This window comes from Nonomuraea sp. CA-143628, assembly GCF_050942315.1.
Taxonomy (GTDB): domain Bacteria; phylum Actinomycetota; class Actinomycetes; order Streptosporangiales; family Streptosporangiaceae; genus Nonomuraea.
The window spans coordinates 11,704,665-11,723,221 of sequence record NZ_CP192072.1 but is presented as its reverse complement, the minus strand read 5'-3'; the positions used below and the strand labels follow the sequence as shown (position 1 = coordinate 11,723,221).

Genomic DNA, 18,557 nt, shown 5'->3' with positions numbered 1-18,557 from the left:
CGGAGCATGCCACGTGAGACCGGGCGGAAGGTCGTCGCCCAGAACAAACGTGCCCGGCACGACTACCACGTCGAGGACACCTTCGAGGCGGGGCTCGTGCTGCAGGGCACCGAGGTGAAGTCGTTGCGCGAGGGACGAGCGTCCCTCACCGACGGCTACGCCTCCATCGACGATGGCGAAGCGTGGTTGCTGAACGTCCACATCCCCGAATACACCCAGGGGACGTGGACGAACCACGCCGCCCGTCGCAAGCGCAAGCTCCTGCTCCACCGCAAGGAGATCGACAAGCTCGCCGCCAAGACCAAGGAGGGCGGGCTGACGATCGTGCCGTTGTCGCTCTACTTCAAGGACGGCCGGGCCAAGATCGAGATCGGCATCGCCCGCGGTAAGAAGGACTGGGACAAGCGGCAGACGCTGGCGGAGCAGCAGGCCAAGCGCGAGATGGCCCGGGCAGTGCGGCATCGCAACCGATGAACCGTCCCGTACGCCTGGGCCGCGTACGCCGCGGCCTGGCCGCGACCGTCACGCTGGCCGTCGCGAGCATGTCGCTGACCGCCTGCTTCGAGGAGTCGTCCCCGCACGATGCCGTGCGGGACTTCCTGGTGGGCTGGCAGTCCGACGATTACGACCTGGCCGCCGGCCGTACCGACGGTGACCGGGCGACCGTACGCAAGGCGCTGTCGGACGCGAAGATAGAGCTCGATGCGGCTTCGTTCCGATTCAAGATCAAAAGCATCAGTCTGGCCGGCGACCAGTCGCGGGCCGACTTCCGCGCCGAGGTCGACCTGGGGGAGAACAACCCCCTCTGGGCCTACGACGGCGTGCTCCCGCTGCACCTTGTGAACGGCCAGTGGAAGGTACGCTGGTCGCCCTCCGTGCTGCACCCGCAGCTGAAGGACGGCCAGCGGTTCGCCGTCTCCACCGACCCGAACCCCCGCCAGTCGGTCGTCGACAGAAACAACAACCCGCTTCAGAACCCCCAGTTCCTCTACGTGGTCGGAGTCACCCCCTCGCAGCTCGGTGACCAGGCGGAGGAGGTCGTCGAGCAGCTCGCGGGGATCACCGGGTTCGCCCAGGACCGGCTGCTGAGCCGCATCAGGTCGTCGCCGCCGAAGCAGTTCGTCCAGCTCGCCAACTTCGGCGCCCAACGCTATAGCGAGCTGAAGGACAAGCTCGAAAAGATCCCGCAGCTCATAACCCAGCCGCAAAAGCAGCCTGTCGCACCCGACGCGCCCAAGGACATCGTCGGCAAGGTGAGCGCGCTGACCCCGGAGACCGAGCAGAAACTCGGCGGCCCGCAGCGGGCGGGCGACTCCTACGGACAGAGCGGGCTCCAGCGGGCCTATCAGGACTACCTCACCGGTTCCACACAGACCCGGGTGATCACCCTCGACCTCAAGACCGACGACGAGGTCGCGCAGCTGCAGGAGTGGCCCGGCCGCAAGAACGTACCCGTACACACCACGATCGACAGCGCCAAGCAGCACGCCGCCGAAGGCGCCGTGGCGCAGACGGAGACCAGCGCACTGGTAGCGGTCGACCGGTCGACCGGCGAGATCCTTGCGGTGGGCACGAAGGGCCTCAACCAGGAGAAGGACGCCCTCGCCGGCAAGTTCCCGGCCGGCACCGCCTTCTCGATCGTGGCCGCCGACGCGCTGCTCAAAACCGGGATGAAGACCAAGCAGAAGCTCGCCTGCCCGGCCGAGCGCACGGTGGGCGGCGCGCACTTCGTGACGGCGAGTCAGGTCGTCGGCGCCTCCCCGACGTTCAAGGACAACTTCGCCAAGGGCTGCGTCACCGCCCTGGCCTCGCTCGCCCGGCGCGTCGACGCCACGGCCCTGAAAAAGAGTGCCGAGGCGCTCGGAATCGGCAAGGACTGGCGGCTGCCGCTCAAGTCGTTCAGCGGCTCGCTGCCCGAGCTGACCAGCGACGCCGACAAGGCCAGGGCCATCGCGGGCCAGAACGTCGAGGTCAGCCCGCTCAGCATGGCCCTCGTCGCGGGGGCGATCGCCTCGGGCACCTGGCACCCGCCGGTGCTGGTGACCGACCCCAAGACGCCCGACCCCTCGACGGAGACGGTCGCGGTCAAGCCGCCGGAGCCTGTAGCCGTCGACCCCAAGGTGCGCACGGCACTGACCGCCATGATGCAGGCCGGCGCCACCGGCTCGCCCGCCCAGGCCGGCCGCGGCCAGGTCTACGGCGTGACGGCCGCGGGCGACCAGGAGAAGCGGATGGGCTGGTTCGTGGGCTGGCAGGGCGACGTGGCGATAGCCGTCATGGCCAAGAACTACGACCCCGCGGCGGTCGCGGGCGACTTCTTCTCCGGCCTGCGCGACGCTAAGTGATTTCTTGTCACTCTAGGCAACCGTTCGGGTGGCCGGCTGCGTCTTACTCAATGACTGCCCCGCTCGGGGGGTTGCGGGTGCAGTCGCCGTGATGAGTTCAGGACTTCATCTCGGGGGAAGTCCTGCCGTCCGGACCGGCTCGACCCTGCCGGTCGGCCCCCGGGAACGCCTACGCGTTTCCGGGGGTTTCGGCGCGAGGGGAATCAAGTTGACGCCGCAGGTGTTGGTGGATGTAAGGTCATGTTGCTCGGCTCTTCGGGGCCGTGTTGACAACTGCACATGGGGGTGACTGGCTTCGACTTCGACTTTGCAAGTCAGGTGAAGCGGGCCGAGGACTGCGGACATAACCTCGTTAACACTGTGACCGCAAACAACAAGTGCCAATTCTAAGAGCACTGTGGTCGGCCAGGGTTCCCTGGCCCTCGCTGCCTAAGTAGCGTAACCACTGTCAGCCCGGGAGTGCCTTCGGCCCGGGACCTGGCATCGCTAGAAGGCTCAACCGCTCAACCCGGCCACGGGGGAGAGCGGGAAATCAAACAGTGGCTGAGCCCGTCGGCGACACGCCTGCGTGATTGCCGGGGCTGAGAAAAGCACAGCAGGCTGCGCCCGGAGAAGCCCTGTCTTGGGGTTGAAGGACGCGGGTTCGATTCCCGCCACCTCCACTGTTGATCGTGATACGGCGGCACCTGCTACGGGTGCCGCCTTTTCGCTTCAAAGGGCTTCACAGGGGCGGTGCGCGCTTGAGGGCCTTAGACGTTGCTCCCAGTCGCGCCGGAGCCGCGCCCCCTGAAGACATCCCAGGAGCTTAGGTGTCAAGCCGCGGGGTTTTGGGTGTGGTGTGACCAGGCGGTGGTTTCGTTGTAGGGGGTTCGGGTTTTGAGGCAGCCGTGCAGGATGCCGACGAGTCGGTTGGCGAGTTGGCGGAGTGCGGCTTGGTGGCTGAGGTCGCGGGCGCGTTGTTTGTCGTAGTAGGCGCGGGCGCCGGGTGAGGTGTTGAGCGCGGTGAAGGCTTGGCTGCTCAGGGCGTCGCGGAGCCGGTCGTTGTGGACGTAGCGGGCGAGCACGGTTTTCTTCTTGCCGGAGGCGCGGGTGATGGGGCTGGTGCCGGCGTAGTTCTTGCGTGCTTTGGCGTTGGTGTAGCGGGTGGGGTCGTCGCCGAATTCGGCCAGCACCCGGGCGCCGAGGATCGTTCCCAGGCCGGGCTGGGAGGTGATGATCTCAGCGTCCGGGTGCTCGCCAAAATGTGTCTCCACCTCGCCTTGGAGATTCTTGATCTGCTCGTTCAGGGTGGCAAGGACGGCGGCGATGGCCTGCACGCCGGCGGCGTAGGCGGCGCTGACCGGCTCGCTTTGGCCCAGCTGTCGGTTGCGCAGGGCGGCCTGGATGGCGGCGGCCTTGGCCGGGATGTCGTGTCGGTGGGCGTGTTTGAGCGCTGTGCTGATCTGCGTGATCGTCAGCCGCGCGGCAGAGGCCGGGTCGGGCGCGCGCATCAGCAACGTCAGGCTGTCGGCGGCATCCAGGTCGTCAAAGGCGTCCAGCGCGGCGGGGAAGTACTCCCGCAGCGCGTGTCGCAGCCGCTGGGTGTGCCGGGTGCGTTCCCAGATCAGCGTCTTGTGCACGCGGGCCACCACCTTGACGGCGGCGGCCTGGTCGCTGTCTCCGGCCACGGTGCGCAGCTGGTGGGCGTCGGTGCGGACCATGTCGGCCAGCACGTGCGCGTCACCGGCGTCGCTCTTGGCGCCCGACACGCTGTGCCGCTTGCGATACTCCGAGGCTTGCAGCGGGTTGACCGCGTACACGGTGTACCCGGAGGCGATCAGCGCCTGCACCCACGGCCCCCGATCGGTCTCGATACCGATCAGCACCTGCGCGGCCGCCTCATCCTCATCCTGCTCTGGCGCCGGCTCGCCCAGTTGCTCGCCGATCATCGCGTGCAGCCGGGCCATCCCGGCTACCCCTTCCGGTAGCCGCGCCTTGGCCAGCCGCTTGCCGCTCTGGTCCATCACCTCCACATCGTGGTGGTCCTCAGCCCAGTCATCCCCGACGAACAGCACCCGCTTCTCCCTCGGTCTCGAGCCTCGATTCTGCGGCAGCCGGTCAGGAGAGAACCATCAGCGACCTAATGAACACAGTGCTCACGCCACACGGGCGGGCACGACATCCCAGCAGCGATCACTCTCCCGGCTACTAGCAGGGGCACGGTCTTCAGGCAGGACTCAAGGTCCAGGGCCTCGAAGTGCTCACCTGCCAGCGGCTACCAACCCGAACTCTGCCCCATTGAACCGGACAGATCCGTTAGCTCTCATTAGGGCCTCCGCTTCGCTCCGGACGTTTGTCTTTGGGGCGCGGGCTTCGCCCGCGCGTTCCCCGTTGACCGATTGAGCCATGTCGAAGCTCATCCCAGATATCGATCTGATGATCTCCACCGGGGAGATCATGACCAGTCGGAGTCGGCCAGCCGCCGTTTCCGTTCGTGCCCGGCTATGACGCGGTAGGCATCGTGACCCAGGTCGGGCCGGGCGCGGATCCCGCGCTGGTCGGGCGGCGGTTCGCCGTGGTCACCAAGGTCGGCGGCTGGGCCAGCGACATCCTGGTCGACGCGGCCGACCTGGTGGCCGTGCCGGACGCCGTGAGCCCCACAGCGGCCGAGACCGTGGTGGTCAACGGCATCACCGCGTGGCAGATGCTGTTCCGGGTGGCCAAGGTCCGCGCCGGGCAGACGATCGTCGTGCACGGCGCCAACGGCGGCGTCGGATCCACCCTGCTCCAGCTGGCCCGGCACCACGGCATCTCGGTGATCGGCACAGCGTCCGAGCGGCACCACCCCTTGCTGGAGCAGCTCGGCGCCACGCCGGTCGACTACCAGGACCCGAAGTGCTTCCGCCGCATCGCCAAGCTGGCACCGGACGGGGTGGACGCGGTCTTCGACCACGTCGGCGGCGAGAGCCTGAAGAAGTCGTGGCACCTGGTCCACAAAGGCGGGACGCTGGTCTCGTACGGCACCGCGGCGTCGAAGAACGACACCGGCTCCGCGCAGCTGGAGTACATGAAGCTCTTCTCCCAGCTTTTCATGTGGAACAGCTCGCCCAACGGCAGGCAGGCGGTCTTCTACAACTTCTGGACCGGCCACCGCCAGTTGGCGACGTTCCGCGAGCGGCTGCGCCAAGACCTCACCGAGGTCTTCAAGCTGCTCGCCGACGGCGTGCTCACCCCACAGGTGGCGGCGACCTTCCCACTGCGGCAGGCCGCCGAAGCGGTCGCGCTGGCCGAGTCCCGCACGGTGGCCGGCAAGGTCATCCTGGTGTCGCGCTCCTGATGGCCGTTCCGCTCGGCTCGCCGGAACACTCGCGCGGCGGGTGACGGGGCCGGGCTGAGCTGCCTGGCCCCGTCACCCGCCCTTGGGCACCAGCCGCCTCGCCGCGCCCGGAACGGGCGGCGTCGATCGGTTCGTCGCTGCGTCGCTGCTCGTGACGCCTGCCGAGCAGACACGGATATTTGCCGGGAAATGTCCGCATTCAAGAAATCGTAGTGAACCCCCCACTCGCCGAGTCGATGCGCGAGGTTCATACGTACGCCAGAACGTTCTCCCACCGTATCCCCCCGGCAGGGGACAAAAGACATGCGTCGGACGATAGAACCGGGTCGGCGAGCAGTTCGATCCGCTGACCTACGGATCCGGCTCACCGCCCGCCGCTGGTTCCTACCAGCGGATCTTCGACCTGCGACTGGACGACCGGGTTCAGCCAGGGAAGCCTTTCGTGGGTCAGCAGTTCGATCAACGGCCGCCTCTATCCAGCGGTGCCGTCCCTCGAGGTCGCTCGCGGCGACACGGTCCGGGTTCGAATCGCCAGCCGCAGCATCATCAACCACCCGTTCCACCTGCACGGTCACCGCGTACGCGTGGTCTCCCGCAACGGCGAACCCGCGTCCGGCAGCCCTTGGTGGACCGACACGCTCAACGTCGGCAGCGGCGAGATCTACGAGATCGAGTTCATCGCCGACAATCCGGGCATCTGGCTGGACCACTGCCACATCTTCCAACACGGCGCGAACGGCATGATCATGCACCTCGCGTACCAGGGGGTCACCACGCCGTTCTCGTCCGGGCATGACCTGCCCGAGTGACGACCAGAGGGGAATCATGAACGTCAGAGGGTGGCTGTCACCGGCGCCCTGGTCGCGAGCCCGAGTCTCTAGGGGCAGCTTGGGCTTGTCCTACGGCTGAGCGATGATGCGGCTACAACGTGCTCAGGTCCCACACCTTCACGGCGTAGTCCATGCTGCCGGTGACGGCGATGGCCTTGTTGTCCAAAGTGCCCACCGCGACCTCCCAGACCGTGTCCGTGTGGCCGGTGAGGGGCTGGCCGAGCTGCCTGCCCGCCGCGAGGTCCCACACTCGCACCGTCTTGTCGCTTCCGCAGGTGACGGCGATGGTCTTGCCATCCAGAGTGCCCATCGCCACCTCCAAGACTGGACGGGTGTGACCGGTAAGGGGTTGGCCGAGCTGCTTGCCCGCCGCGAGGTCCCAGATCCGCACCGTCTTGTCGGCGCCGCCGGTGACGGCGACGGTCTTGCCGTTCAATGTGCCCGCCGCGACCGATACTCCCGTGCCCGGACCGGTGTGGCCGGTGAGGGGCTGGCCGAGCTGCTTGCCCGCCGCAAGGTCCCAGACTCGCACCGTTGTGTCATTGCTGCCGGTGACGGCGATGGTCTCGCCATCAAGAGTGGTCAGCGCCACATCCCACACCTCGCCGGTGTGGCCGGTGAGGGGTTGGCCGAGCTGCTTGCCCGCCGCGAGGTCCCAGATCCGCACCGTCTTGTCGGCGCCGCCGGTGACGGCGACGGTCTTGCCGTCCAGGGTGCCCACCGCCATCCCCGTGACCGTATCGCTGTGGCCGGCGAGGGGTTGGCAAAGCTGTTCGCGGGTGGCCAGATCCCATACCCGCACCGTGTCGTCGGTGGTGCTGGTGAGGGCGATGGTCTTGCCGTTCACCGTGTCCATCGCCACCTCCAGGGCCGAAGCGTTGAAAGGTTTTCCAAGCTGTTTGAGGGTGGCGAGATCCCATACCCGTACCGCACCGTCGGTGCTGGTCGTGACGGCGATGGTCTTGCCGTCCAGGGTGCCCACCGCCAGCCCCGAGGCCGGGCCGATGCGGCCGATGAGAGTTTTGCCGGTGTTTTGCCGATGTTCGGTTGGTTCGGGGGTGGTGGGTTTCGCGGTGCCTGGATCGGGCTGATGGGGCTGGTCGCGGTGTCCGTCGATCAGGGAGCTGAATGCCAGGGCGCCCCCCACAGACACGGTCACGGCGGATGCGAGGAGCAGCGCCTGTCGCCTGGTGTGCCGCTGGTCGGCAGCGACAGCGCCGATGGGATCGCGGGACGGGATCGACGGTCTGCCGGGCAGCTCGGGCCGCCGGACGGGGGTGGGTGAGACCTCGAAGCGCGCGGCGTTACGGGTGAAACCGAAGCTGTGGGCGGTGTCGGTGCCGCGCTGGTTGGGAGCGGGCAGACCCCGCGTGTACAGGCGGTGGCGCAGATGCAGGTAGAGAGTGCCCAGAGTGAGCGGGTCTTCCTGTCCGGGGACGCCGGTGCGGATCAGTTCCAGCAGTTCGCCGGTGAAGGAGGTACAGGCGTCCTTCTGCGCATCGGGGGGTGGGGTGTGGGCTTCCAGGTCGGCTGCGGTGAGGGTGTAGACGCCCCGGATGTCCGTGTGGTCGGCGACCAGGGTGTCTCGGGCGGAGAGGGCCTCAATGGCCCGGCCGGAGTAGCAGCAGTCCAGGATGACGACTTTGACGCGGGCGGGGCTGTGGTTGAAGGCGGCGCGGATGTGCCGGTATTCCAGGCCGGTCAGGTCCGGATCGTCAGGGTCGGTGTCGATCAGGGTGAGGCACAGCTCGCCGCTGTCGGTCACCACGCCGTGCCCGACGTAGTACAGCAGCAACACCTCGCTGGTCTGGCCTGCCAAGCGGCGGATGAGTGTGGCCACCGTACGGCTGTCGTACGGGTCGGCCAGTACGGTGACCCGATCGGCGGGCCAGCCGCACAATCGCGGATCGGTCAGCACTTGGTGCACGCCGTTGAGGCTGTTGGCGGCGGCGGGAATGCCGGGATACATGCGGTTCTTGTATGTGGATACGCCGATGAGGATCGCCCGAGAGGCCGCCCAGCCGGCTGCCTCAGGCACCATCGCGACGGGAGCTCTCGTCAATCTGGTGCGCCAGCACCTGCCGTAGCAGTGGGAGCGCCTGGTCCACCCGCTTGGCCTCGACCGTCACGGTGCCGGCCTCGGTGGTGACAGTGATGCTCACATCCGAGTGGCGGTTGGCCAGCCATGCCTTCAAGGCCTGCACCAGCGCCACTCCGGCTCCGCCCGACCCGGCGGCCACACTCAGCAGCTCGATCACCCCGCCGAGCTGTTCGTCACCCGGCGCGGATCTGACCAGGCGTACACACCCAGCCAGCGCGCGCTGGCCTTGGAGCCAGCCTGTCAGCGACGCCAGCTCACCCACCGTGTCCCCGCCGCTGATCCTGATCTCGGCCTCCATAGGCCGGCTGTGCTCGCCGCGCTGACCTGGGCGCAAAGCCATGACCCAGCCTCCATTCCTCAAGCGCTTCCGCCACGGCGACTCTGCGTGCTGCGGGCATCACCCATTTTGGCCAAACCCCACATGGAACGAACCCGGATTCCGCGGATCCCGCCTGCCTTATCGGCGCGATGCCGTGGCGAAAGGGCGGTGATAGCCGGTCGGGCGAGGCTCGGTCCGAGCTCAGAACCTGACGCCACCGCCGAAAGCGCATCAGCGTTCGCCGCGACGACAAGGAGAGACCATGCAGACCCTGACCCCCGAGGGCGCCGCGACCACCCTGCTCGAGGCCGGCAACCGGCCGCCCGCGACCGTACGGGACGACGTGGTCGAGGAGCTGGACACGCTGCTGTCCAAGCACCTGGCCACCCGCGCGGACGCGGTGGAGAAGGCCGCGGTGCAGTATTCACGCGAGCACTACGCGCGGATGACCGGGCTGCTGCCCGACGAGATGGTACGCCGCCTCCAGGAGGAGACGACCATGCTGACGGCGGCCAACACCCGCCGCATCGACATCCGCGTGGCCGTGACCGGCAACACGCCGCGCCGGCTGGGCAGCCTGCCGAACTCGCTGTTCGCCTCCCACAGCACGCTGTTCACCGCGCTCTACCACGTGCCGGCGTTCCGCGGGCTGCTCGGCGACATCGCCGGGGCCCCGGTGTTCGACTGCACCTACCCGGACGAGCAGATCACTGGCACCCACCAGACCCAGGTGGGCGACACGCACGGCTGGCACTGGGGCGACCACGAGTTCGCCTGGATCTTCATCTCCGAGGCGCCCGCACCCGAGCACGGCGGCCTGCTCCAGTGCGTGCCGCACACGCCGTGGAACAAGCAGGACCCGGCCGTGAACCGGTGCCTGACGCGGGGCCCGATCCGTACCTACCACCACGAAAGCGGTGAGTCGTACTTCTTCAAGACCGACACCACGCTGCACCGCACGATGCCCATCCAGACGGACGGCATCACCCGCTCGATCGTGAACCTCACCTACTCCGGCGTCTCCGACCTGCTGACCGAGAAGACCTACGAGACCACCGACGCCGTCTACCTCGACTGATCGTCCTATCGCCGCCCGGTCCGGGCGGGAGGCCCGCTGCCTCCCGTCCGGACCGCCGCCGTTTCGGCAGTCCCATATGCGCAGACATGCCGACGAAAATGGGATATATACGAGAGAGCATCCAATAACAGGGTATAGGGGTGCCCATGCACATTCGGATCCTGGGGCCATTAGAGGTACTGGCAGAGGGTCGCCGAATACCACTCACTGGAGCACGTCCGCAGGTCATTCTGGCGATGCTCGCCCTGGAACCGAACCGGGTCATCTCCATGGACCGCCTGCTGGACGCCATCTGGGACGATGAGCCGCCGAGCACGGCCAGGGTGCAGATCCACATTTGCGTCTCGGGGCTCCGCCGGACATTTTCCGCATTGGGATTGACCGACGTCATCAGCACCAGACCGCCGGGCTATATCTTGAATATTCCTGTGGAGAATATTGACGCCCATCAGTTCGAAGAATTCATCACGAAGTCGTATTCCCTGGTCGAGGCCGGAAAACCCCAGGAGGCGGTGACCGAGCTGCAGTCGGCGCTCGGCCTCTGGTACGGCACCGCGCTCGACGGCCTCCAGGGCCGGATCATCCGCGGCGGCGCGCTGCAGCTCCAGGAGCGCCGCCTGGCCGCCGTCGAGGAGTGGCTGCGCCTGGAGCTGTCGCTCGGCCGCCACGCCAACATCATCGGCGACCTCACCGTCCTGGTCCGCGACCACCCGCTCAGGGAACGCCTCTACGCCCACCTCATGGTCGCCCTCTACCGGTCCGGACGGCAGGCCGAGGCGCTGGAGACGTACCGCATGGCTCGCGCGACGCTGGTCGAGGAGCTGGGCATCGAGCCCGGCGACGAACTACGCCGGCTGGAGCAGGCCATCCTGCGCGGCGACGGCGACATCGGCGACGAGGCGGTCGCCGAGCAGCCGCCCGCCGCGCCCCGCGACACGCCCATGGCGGCCGTCCAGGTCATCCCGCGCCAGCTGCCCGCCGCGATCGGCGACTTCACCGGGCGCACCGGCGCGTTCGCCGACATCGTGGACGCCCTGACCGGCCCGGAGGGCGGCGAGGCGTCGGGTACGGTGCCGACCATCGTCATCAGCGGCCGGGGCGGCGTCGGCAAGACCACCCTGGCCGTGCAGGTGGCCCACGACGTGCGCGAGCACTTCCCCGACGGGCAGCTGTTCGCCGACCTGCGCGGCGGCAGTGGCCGGCCCGCGTCCGCGCTGGAGATTCTGGAACGCTTCCTGCGCGGCCTGGGCGTGGACGGCTCCGCCATCCCCGACACCCTTGACGAGCGGGCCGAGATATACCGCAGCCGGCTCGGCGAGCGGCGCATGCTGGTGCTGCTCGACAACGTGATGAGCGAGTCGCAGGTGACGCCGCTGCTGCCGGGCAGCTCCGGCTGCGCCGTGGTGGTCACCAGCCGCACCCGGCTGACCGGCCTGCCCGGCGCCCGCCGCATCGAGCTGGGCGTCCTGGAGAGCGGCCGGGCCGTCACCCTGCTGGAACGCATCCTCGGCGAGCAGCGGGTCCGGGACGAGCCCGAGCAGGCCGCCGCCCTCGCCGAGCTGTGCGGGCACCTGCCGCTGGCCGTCCGCATCGCCGGGGCCAAACTCGCCTCCCGTCCGCACTGGCAGCTGGGCCGGCTCGCCGACCGGCTGCGCGACGAGAACCGCCGGCTCGACGAGCTGGAGCACGGGGACCTCGGCATCCGGGCCAGCATCGAGGTCAGCTACCAGGGCCTGCCGGGCCCGGCCAAGCGGCTGCTGCGCCTGCTGTCGCTGCTGGAGACTCCGGACTTCCCCGGCTGGGTGGGCGCCTGCCTGCTCGACGAGGATCCGGCCGAGGCCGAGGATCTGCTGGAGGCGCTGGTCGACGCCCAGCTCGTGGACGCCGGCGCCGGCCCGGCCAAGAGCGCGCCCCGCTACCGCTTCCACGACCTCATCAGGACGTTCGCCCGCGACCGGGCACTGGCCGAGGACAGCGCGGCGGATCGCACCGCGAGCCTGCGCCGCGCCCTGTCGGCCTGGCTCGCGCTGGCCAAGGAGGCGCACCGCCGCGAGTACGGCGGCGACTACACCATCCTGCACAGCGGCGAGGCCCGCTGGTCGCCGCCGCCCGCGCTGCTCGAACGGCTCTCGCCGCACCCGATGAACTGGCTGGACGGCGAGCGCGCCGCCCTGGTCGCGGGCGTCCGGCAGGCCGCGCAGCTCGGGTTCGACGAGCTCTGCTGGGACCTGGCGCTGGCCGCCGAGACGCTGTTCGAGGCCAGGAGCTACTTCGACGACTGGCGCTCCACCACCGAGCTGGCGCTCGGCGTGGTGCGCAGGAAGGCCAACCCGCGCGGCGTGGCCGCCATGCTGTACTCCCTGGGCAGCCTGCGCATCTTCCAGCTTGAGCCGGACGCCGCCCTGGAGGCGCTCGAACCCGCGCTGCGGCTGTTCAAGGAGCAGAACGAGCCGCACGGGTGGGCGCTGGTGCTGCGCAACCTCGCCTACGTCGACTCGCTGCGCGGCGACACCGAGCAGGCCATCCGCCGGTACGGCGAGGCGCTTGAGGTCTTCAAGCTGGTCGGAGACCGCACCAGCGAGGCCCACGTGCTGAGCAACCTGGCGCGATCCCTGCTCGACGGCGGCGAGTACGCCGAGGCGGAGACGTACCTGGAGCGGGCCTTGAAGATCGCCAGGGACGTGGGCAGCCGCCGCTCGGAGGCGCAGGTGCTCTACCGGCTGGGCGAGAGCGCCCTGCGGCAGGGCCAGATCGACCGGGCCGGCCGGTCGTTCACGCTGGCGCTGCGCATCGTCAGGGACGGCGCCGACCACATCGGCGAGGCGTACATGCTGTACGGGCTCGGCCAGGTCTACGTCCGCGAGGGCCGCCACGACCAGGCGCACATGACCCTGGAGCAGTCGCTGGCCCTGGCCGTGCGGGTGGGGGAGCGGCTGGTCGAGGGCCGGGTCCGGCACGAGCTGGGCGAGCTGGCGCTGGCCCGCGGCAGGTTCGGGGAGGCGGCCGGGCGGCTGGGCGAGGCGGTGGAGGTCTTCCGCAGCCTGGGCCTGCCGCCGTTCGAGGCCCGGGCGCTGGTCGGGCTGGCCGAGGCGAGCGATGGGCTGGCCTCGGCGGAGGGGGCGCACGCGGCGGAGGACGCCGCTCGCGCCGCCTGGGCGCTGCTGGCCGGCCTGGACTCGGTCGAGGCCGGCGGCCTGCGCGACCGGCTGGCGTTACGCCAGCCGGTCAGGAGTCGCGCTTGAGGCGCCGGAGCAGGTCGAGGCAGGGGGCCGTCATCACGGTGGAGACCAGCGTCATGAAGACCAGCATGGTGAACACGGTCGGGCTGATCACGCCCATGGACATCCCGATGTTCAGCACCACCAGCTCGGTCAGCCCCCGGCAGTTCATCAGTACGCCCAGCGACAGCGAGTCACGCCAGCCGATGCCCGAGACGCGGGCGGCCGTCGTCGAGCCGCCGGCCTTGGCCAGCACCGCGACCGCGGTGATGAGCAGGCACCACGCCCACAGCCGCCCGTCGGCGCCGAGCAGCCCGAACTCGGTGTGCAGGCCGGTGTAGACGAAGAACAGCGGTAGCAGCAGCGTCACCGTGAGGCCGTGCAACTGCCCGGCGGCCCGCCGCACCGGCAGGGACCCACGCGGCATGATCGCGCCGAACAGGAAGGCGCCGAAGATCGAGTGGATCCCGATCGCGTCCGTGGCCAGCGCCGACAGCATCACGCCGGCCAGCGCCACCGGCAGCACGGCCGCCTCGGGCAGCAGGCCGTCGGGACCGAGCAGCCGCCGCAGCAGCGGCCGGACCCCGAACGCCATCACCGCGAAGAAGCCCACCGACATCCCCGCCGTGACCAGTGCGACGTCCGCGGCGGCGCTGCGGGTGACCGCCACCACGGCGGCCAGCACGCACCAGGCCGTGACGTCGTCCACGGCCGCGCAGGTCAGCGACATCACGCCGACCGGTGTGCGGCTCATGCCCCGGTCGGACAGGATCCTGGCCAGCACCGGGAACGCGGTGATGCTCATCGAGATGCCGAAGAACAGCGTGAACGCCAGCTGCCCGACCCCGCCGGAGCCGAGCGCCGGGTACAGCGCGAGCGCCAGCAGCACCCCGCACAGGAACGGCACCACGATGCTGACGTGGCTGATCACCGCGGCGGTGTAGCTGCGCTGCCGGACCAGGTCGAGGTCGAGCTCGTAGCCGACGAGGAACATGAAGAAGATCAGGCCGACCTGCGACAGCGTGGACAGCGTCGAGACCAGGCCGGGCGGGAACAGGGTGGCGTACCCGGCGGGCCACAGGGCGCCCAGCACGGACGGGCCGAGCAGCACGCCGGCGATGATCTCGCCGATGACGGGGGGCTGCGCGAGCCGCCGGAACAGGCGGCCGCACAGGTGGCAGGCGGCCAGGATCACCGGCACGGCGATCAGCAGCCTGGGGAAGACGTCGGGGACGCTGGGGGCGGCCGGCCCGCCGGCCGGCCGCCCCGGAGCGGAGAGGCCGTGCCGGAGGGTGAACCAGATGAGGGCGACGGGTACCACGACCAGCGCCAGGTAGACAGCGATCATCCGCAGTGATCGCGGACGGACGATCGGGGAGGTCAGTTCCGGCCCGTCGTCGAGTCGCACGGACATGTCGGCTCCGATGAGTGACGAGGTACGGGGGGACGAGCGAGGGCGTCAGGAGTGGGTCGGGTCCCAGCCCCAGTGGGTGTTGACGTCGCCGCCGGGGTCGGTGCCGCCGGCGATCACGTGGCCGGCCGGCGCGGTGTCCGTCCCGGCGGCGAGCGCGACGGCCGGCAGCGCGAGGGAGGCAGCGATGATGGCGAGGGTGATCAGCCGCTTGAGCATGACGCCTGCTTTCGTGGTCTCGAAGATCTGCTCTGCCCCATACTCAATCGGCACGGGCTTTCTTCGCACTAAGCGCTCGCTAAGTCCGCCCGCTTAGCGGCGCGAAGCCCGCCCGATAGGCGGCCTTCACAGACTTACCGGCGTGAACAACGACGCCACCGCACTCTGGTACCTCACCGAGGAAGAGACCAGGTGGGCCTGCCAGCGCCTCGACCCGGTCAAGATCGTGCGCGAGGCCCTCGTCCTGCACACCGAGGGGAAGACCACCTTGCCTGCCGAGGCCTACCTCGGCTGGACCAGCCCCTCCGGCGCGGCCGCCCGCAGCTTGAACATGCCCGGCTACGTCGGGGGCCCTTTCGAGATGGCCGGCACGAAGATCATCAATGGCTGCCTGGACAACCCCGAACGCGGCCTGCCCCGCGCCAGCGGCCTGACCATGCTCTTCGACCGCCAGACCGCGCGCATCCGCTGCGTCATGGCCTCCGCCCACATCAGCGCCCTCAGGACCGCGGGCGTGACCGTGGCCAGCGCCCAGGCGCTGCTGCCGCAGAAGGTCATCACCGTCGGCGTCATCGGCGCCGGCGCCATCGCCCGCACGCACATCGAACTGCTGGCCCGATGCCTGCCCGGCACCGCCGCCATCGTGCTGCACGACCAGGATCCGGGCCGGGCCGCCGCCCTCGCGGACGGGGTGGAAGCCCTGCTGCGCGCGTACGGCATCCGCATCTCCCTGGCCGACACGGCCCGTGAGGCCGTGCTCGGCGCCGACCTGGTCATCCCCGCCACCACGACCACCCAGGGCTACATCGCCTACGACTGGCTCAGCAAGGGCTGCGTCGTGGTGAACGTCTCCCTCGACGACGTCCTGCCCGACGTGGTGGTCGAGGCGGGCACCCTGCTGGTCGACGACTGGGCCCTGGTCCGCGACGACGAGCACCGGCTGCTCGGCCGCATGCATCGGGCCGGGCGCGTGGCCGGCCCCGGCGAGCACGCGGGCGCCGGCGTCCGCCGTGTGGACGCCGAGCTGGGCGAGGTGTTCGCCGGTCGGCACCCGGGCCGCTACCACCCCGACGACGTCATCCTGGTCAACCCCTTCGGCCTGGCGATCGAGGACATCGCGCTGGCCACCGAGGTGTACCGGATCGCGATGCGCGAGGGCCGCGGCATCCCGCTGCCCCGATGAACCATCCCCAACCCGACAGAACCGATGGGAGCACGATCATGAGCAACGACGAGACCGACGACGGCCGCACCTACCGCGTCGTGCTGAACGACGAGGAGCAGTACTCGATCTGGCCCGCCGGCAAGGAGCTGCCCGCCGGCTGGTACGCCGAGGGCGTCGAGGGCACCCGCGACGCCTGCCTGTCCCACATCGGCCAGGTGTGGACGGACATGCGCCCCAAGAGCCTGCGCGAGCGCATGGCCGCCACTGCCGCTACCGCCGGCGACCCGATCGCGTGAGGAGGCCGTCGCCATGTCCGTCAGACACCTGATCTCCATGGCCGGCCTCGACTCCGGCGACGTACGCCGGATCGTCGAGCGCGCCGCGTGGTACGGCTCCGGGCACCACCGCTGCGACCGCCCGCTGTCCGGCCGCACGGTCGGCGTCTACTTCCGCCGCACCTCCACCAGGACCCGCACCGCCTTCTCCCGCGCCGCGCAGCTGCTCGGCGCCGACATCATCGCCTACGGCCCCGCCGACCTCCAGGAGAACACCGGCGAGTCGGTGGCCGACACCACCCGCGTGCTGTCCGGCATGCTCGACGCCCTGGTGGCCAGGACCGCCGGCAGCGACGCGGAGATGCGCGCGTTCGCCGCCCAGGACCGGATGGCCGTGATCAACGCCATGAGCGCCGGCGAGCACCCCACCCAGGCGCTCGCCGACCTGGCCACCATCCACCGCCGCTTCGGCAGCGTGGACGGGCTGCGGCTGACGTACATCGGCGAGGGCAACAACACCGCCGCCGCGCTCGTCCTCGCGCTCGCCCACTACGGCAGCATCGAGCTGCACCTGCGCACCCCGCCCGGCTACGGCCTGGACCCCGAGGTGCTGGCGGTGGCCCGGCGCGGCATCGAGGCGCGCGGCGGCTTCCTCGCCGTCGAGCACGACATGACCACGCCGATGAAGCCGTGCGACATCGTCTACACCACCCGTTGGCAGACGACCGGCACGACCAAGCCCGACCCTGACTGGCGCAGTGTGTTCGCGCCGTTCCGGGTGACGGCCGAGGTGATGGCCGCCCACCCGCAGGGGATCTTCATGCACGACCTGCCCGCCCACCGTGGCGAGGAGGTCGACGCCGAGGTGCTCGACGGGTCCGACAGCATCGCGTTCGAGCAGGCCGAGGGGAAGCTGGCCGGCGCGCTGGCGGTGCTCGAATGGTGCCTGCTGGGACCGGACCGGTGAGCGCCGCCCCGCCGCGCGGCAACCCGGTGAGTGCCGCCCCGCTGCGCGGCAACCGCTCCTACCGGCTGCTCTGGGTCGGCGGCGCCGCCTCCGCGCTCGGCTCGCACGCCTCGGCCATCGCCATGCCGATGCTCGTGCTGGCCCTCGGCGGTTCCGCCACCGAGGCGGGCGTCGTCGGGTTCGCCGCCGGACTGCCGTACCTGCTGGCGCAGCTGCCCGCCGGCGTCCTGGTGGACCGGCTCGACCGGCGGGCCGTGATGGTCTTCTGCGACGTGGGCCGGTTCTTGGCGCTGGGCAGCATCGTGGTCGCGCTCACCGCCGGCCGGCCGCCGCTGGCCCAGCTCGTCGTGGTCGCGTTCGTCGAAGGTGTGCTCACCGTCGGCCACCAGCTCGCCGAGCAGGCCGCCATCCGGCACGTCGTGTCCCAGGAACAGCTGCCCGAGGCACTGTCGGCCAACGAGGCCCGGATCCGTGGCGCACTGCTGCTCGGCCAGCCCGTCGGGGGCGCGCTGTTCGGGTTCGCGCGATGGCTGCCGTTCGCGTTCGACCTGGTCACGTACCTGGTCTCGATCGTGACGTCGCTGGCGTTGCGCGGCACCTTCCGCGCTGCCCCGGCAGCGGGGGAGCCCGCGCCGAACCCGCTGGCCGAGCTGCGCGCCGGGATCGCCTGGCTGTGGCGGCAGCCGTTCCTGCGCTCGGCCGTGCTCGCCATCGCCGCCAGCAACCTGCTGTTCCAGAGCCTCAACCTGATCGTCATCGTGGCCGCCACCGGCGACGGGGCCTCACCCGGCGCCATCGGGCTGCTGTTCCTGGGCGCGGGTGCCGGTGGCGTCGCCGGGTCGCTCGCCGCCCCCAAGATCACCCGTCTGTTGTCCATGAAGACCGTCGTCATCGGCGCGAACTGGCTGTGGGCCGCCCTCATGCCGCTCATCGCCGTCGTCGACGGACCGCTCGCGCTCGGGCTGACGTTCGGCGTGCTGTGCTTCGTCGGGCCCGTGTGGAACGTCGCCGTCGCCGCGTACCAGCTGCGGATCACGCCGGAGCACCTGCTCGGCCGGGTCGGCAGCGCCATCGGGACGCTCGCCTTCGGCGTGCTGCCCCTGGGGTCACTGCTGGCCGGATGGCTGCTCGACGGCATCGGCGTCACCGGCGCCGCGCTCACCCTCGCGGGTGTCATGGCCGTCGTCGCGGCCGTCGTCACCCTCACCCCCGCCATCCGCCGGGCCCCCGAACTGGACGCCGGCCCGGAATCTGGCCCGGAACCCGTTCCCGACCGCTCGCTGCAGCCGAGCGGTGACCTCGAGAGGTAAGAC

At 70.0% G+C, this 18,557-nt stretch carries 15 protein-coding genes and 1 other RNA gene; 11 read left to right on the top strand and 5 right to left on the bottom strand.

Going from position 1 to position 18,557, the window contains the following annotated elements; all coding sequences use genetic code 11:
• Positions 1 to 6: 6 nt before the first annotated feature.
• From smpB to ssrA, 3 genes are all read left to right on the top strand, one after another.
• Complete coding sequence (gene smpB, locus ACQP2T_RS52865) at positions 7 to 474, top strand: SsrA-binding protein SmpB (RefSeq protein WP_357949212.1); 468 nt, start codon at positions 7 to 9, stop codon at positions 472 to 474.
• Positions 471 to 2,345, top strand: coding sequence for a penicillin-binding transpeptidase domain-containing protein (locus ACQP2T_RS52860; protein ID WP_433512361.1), 1,875 nt, complete (start codon positions 471 to 473; stop codon positions 2,343 to 2,345). The genes smpB and ACQP2T_RS52860 overlap by 4 nt, the downstream gene beginning before the upstream one ends.
• Before the next feature lie 281 nt (positions 2,346 to 2,626).
• Positions 2,627 to 3,010: a transfer-messenger RNA gene (ssrA, locus tag ACQP2T_RS52855) on the top strand.
• A gap of 147 nt (positions 3,011 to 3,157) precedes the next feature.
• Here ssrA and ACQP2T_RS52850 read toward each other — a convergent pair.
• On the bottom strand, positions 3,158 to 4,399 hold the full coding sequence (locus tag ACQP2T_RS52850; RefSeq protein ID WP_433512360.1) for an IS110 family transposase: 1,242 nt from the start codon (positions 4,397 to 4,399) through the stop codon (positions 3,158 to 3,160).
• Positions 4,400 to 4,818: 419 nt separating this feature from the next.
• Here ACQP2T_RS52850 and ACQP2T_RS52845 point away from each other — a divergent pair, with 419 nt between their 5' ends.
• Positions 4,819 to 5,661: a zinc-binding dehydrogenase gene (locus ACQP2T_RS52845; RefSeq protein ID WP_433512359.1), complete on the top strand. Its 843-nt coding sequence runs from the start codon at positions 4,819 to 4,821 to the stop codon at positions 5,659 to 5,661.
• A gap of 482 nt (positions 5,662 to 6,143) precedes the next feature.
• Positions 6,144 to 6,470, top strand: a complete 327-nt coding sequence (locus ACQP2T_RS52840; protein ID WP_433512358.1) for a multicopper oxidase domain-containing protein — start codon at positions 6,144 to 6,146, stop codon at positions 6,468 to 6,470.
• A gap of 112 nt (positions 6,471 to 6,582) precedes the next feature.
• Here the strand turns inward: ACQP2T_RS52840 and ACQP2T_RS52835 are convergent, their stop codons facing one another.
• Entirely contained in the window at positions 6,583 to 8,460 is a 1,878-nt protein-coding gene (locus tag ACQP2T_RS52835) for a caspase, EACC1-associated type (RefSeq protein ID WP_433512357.1), read from the bottom strand.
• Positions 8,461 to 8,521: 61 nt separating this feature from the next.
• Positions 8,522 to 8,932: an effector-associated constant component EACC1 gene (locus tag ACQP2T_RS52830; RefSeq protein ID WP_433512356.1), complete on the bottom strand. Its 411-nt coding sequence runs from the start codon at positions 8,930 to 8,932 to the stop codon at positions 8,522 to 8,524.
• Between the two features lie 241 nt (positions 8,933 to 9,173).
• On the opposite strand from ACQP2T_RS52830, the gene ACQP2T_RS52825 reads away from it, so the two are divergent.
• Complete coding sequence (locus ACQP2T_RS52825; protein ID WP_433512355.1) at positions 9,174 to 9,989, top strand: HalD/BesD family halogenase; 816 nt, start codon at positions 9,174 to 9,176, stop codon at positions 9,987 to 9,989.
• A gap of 236 nt (positions 9,990 to 10,225) precedes the next feature.
• Positions 10,226 to 13,231 carry a tetratricopeptide repeat protein gene (locus ACQP2T_RS52820; RefSeq protein WP_433512354.1) on the top strand — a complete coding sequence of 1,002 codons (3,006 nt, stop codon included), beginning with the start codon at positions 10,226 to 10,228 and terminating at the stop codon, positions 13,229 to 13,231.
• On the opposite strand, the gene ACQP2T_RS52815 is transcribed toward ACQP2T_RS52820, so the two are convergent.
• Both ACQP2T_RS52815 and ACQP2T_RS52810 read right to left on the bottom strand, forming a co-directional pair.
• Positions 13,215 to 14,621: a cation:proton antiporter gene (locus tag ACQP2T_RS52815; protein WP_433512353.1), complete on the bottom strand. Its 1,407-nt coding sequence runs from the start codon at positions 14,619 to 14,621 to the stop codon at positions 13,215 to 13,217. The two genes, ACQP2T_RS52820 and ACQP2T_RS52815, sit on opposite strands and share 17 nt — an antisense overlap.
• Before the next feature lie 45 nt (positions 14,622 to 14,666).
• On the bottom strand, positions 14,667 to 14,891 hold the full coding sequence (locus ACQP2T_RS52810) for a hypothetical protein (protein ID WP_433512352.1): 225 nt from the start codon (positions 14,889 to 14,891) through the stop codon (positions 14,667 to 14,669).
• Between the two features lie 88 nt (positions 14,892 to 14,979).
• On the opposite strand from ACQP2T_RS52810, the gene ACQP2T_RS52805 reads away from it, so the two are divergent.
• The 4 genes from ACQP2T_RS52805 to ACQP2T_RS52790 are packed head-to-tail and all read left to right on the top strand — an operon-like array spanning position 14,980 to position 18,554.
• Positions 14,980 to 16,020 (top strand): ornithine cyclodeaminase family protein, encoded by a 1,041-nt coding sequence (locus ACQP2T_RS52805; protein ID WP_433512351.1) that lies wholly within the window; start codon positions 14,980 to 14,982, stop codon positions 16,018 to 16,020.
• 38 nt (positions 16,021 to 16,058) lie between these two features.
• Entirely contained in the window at positions 16,059 to 16,298 is a 240-nt protein-coding gene (locus ACQP2T_RS52800) for an MbtH family protein (RefSeq protein ID WP_433512350.1), read from the top strand.
• 13 nt (positions 16,299 to 16,311) lie between these two features.
• On the top strand, positions 16,312 to 17,244 hold the full coding sequence (locus ACQP2T_RS52795) for an ornithine carbamoyltransferase (protein WP_433512349.1): 933 nt from the start codon (positions 16,312 to 16,314) through the stop codon (positions 17,242 to 17,244).
• Complete coding sequence (locus tag ACQP2T_RS52790; RefSeq protein ID WP_433512348.1) at positions 17,241 to 18,554, top strand: MFS transporter; 1,314 nt, start codon at positions 17,241 to 17,243, stop codon at positions 18,552 to 18,554. Before ACQP2T_RS52795 ends, ACQP2T_RS52790 begins: the two co-directional genes overlap by 4 nt.
• Positions 18,555 to 18,557: the final 3 nt, after the last annotated feature.

What these genes read in the sequence shown, in the direction of transcription:
- smpB (WP_357949212.1), top strand. Translation starts at nt 7, where the DNA reads ATGCCACGTGAGACCGGGCGGAAGGTCGTCGCCCAGAACAAACGTGCC.
- ACQP2T_RS52860 (WP_433512361.1), top strand. Translation starts at nt 471, where the DNA reads ATGAACCGTCCCGTACGCCTGGGCCGCGTACGCCGCGGCCTGGCCGCG.
- ACQP2T_RS52835 (WP_433512357.1), bottom strand. Translation starts at nt 8,460, where the DNA reads ATGTATCCCGGCATTCCCGCCGCCGCCAACAGCCTCAACGGCGTGCAC.
- ACQP2T_RS52830 (WP_433512356.1), bottom strand. Translation starts at nt 8,932, where the DNA reads ATGGCTTTGCGCCCAGGTCAGCGCGGCGAGCACAGCCGGCCTATGGAG.
- ACQP2T_RS52825 (WP_433512355.1), top strand. Translation starts at nt 9,174, where the DNA reads ATGCAGACCCTGACCCCCGAGGGCGCCGCGACCACCCTGCTCGAGGCC.
- ACQP2T_RS52820 (WP_433512354.1), top strand. Translation starts at nt 10,226, where the DNA reads ATGCTCGCCCTGGAACCGAACCGGGTCATCTCCATGGACCGCCTGCTG.
- ACQP2T_RS52815 (WP_433512353.1), bottom strand. Translation starts at nt 14,621, where the DNA reads ATGTCCGTGCGACTCGACGACGGGCCGGAACTGACCTCCCCGATCGTC.
- ACQP2T_RS52800 (WP_433512350.1), top strand. Translation starts at nt 16,059, where the DNA reads ATGAGCAACGACGAGACCGACGACGGCCGCACCTACCGCGTCGTGCTG.
- ACQP2T_RS52795 (WP_433512349.1), top strand. Translation starts at nt 16,312, where the DNA reads ATGTCCGTCAGACACCTGATCTCCATGGCCGGCCTCGACTCCGGCGAC.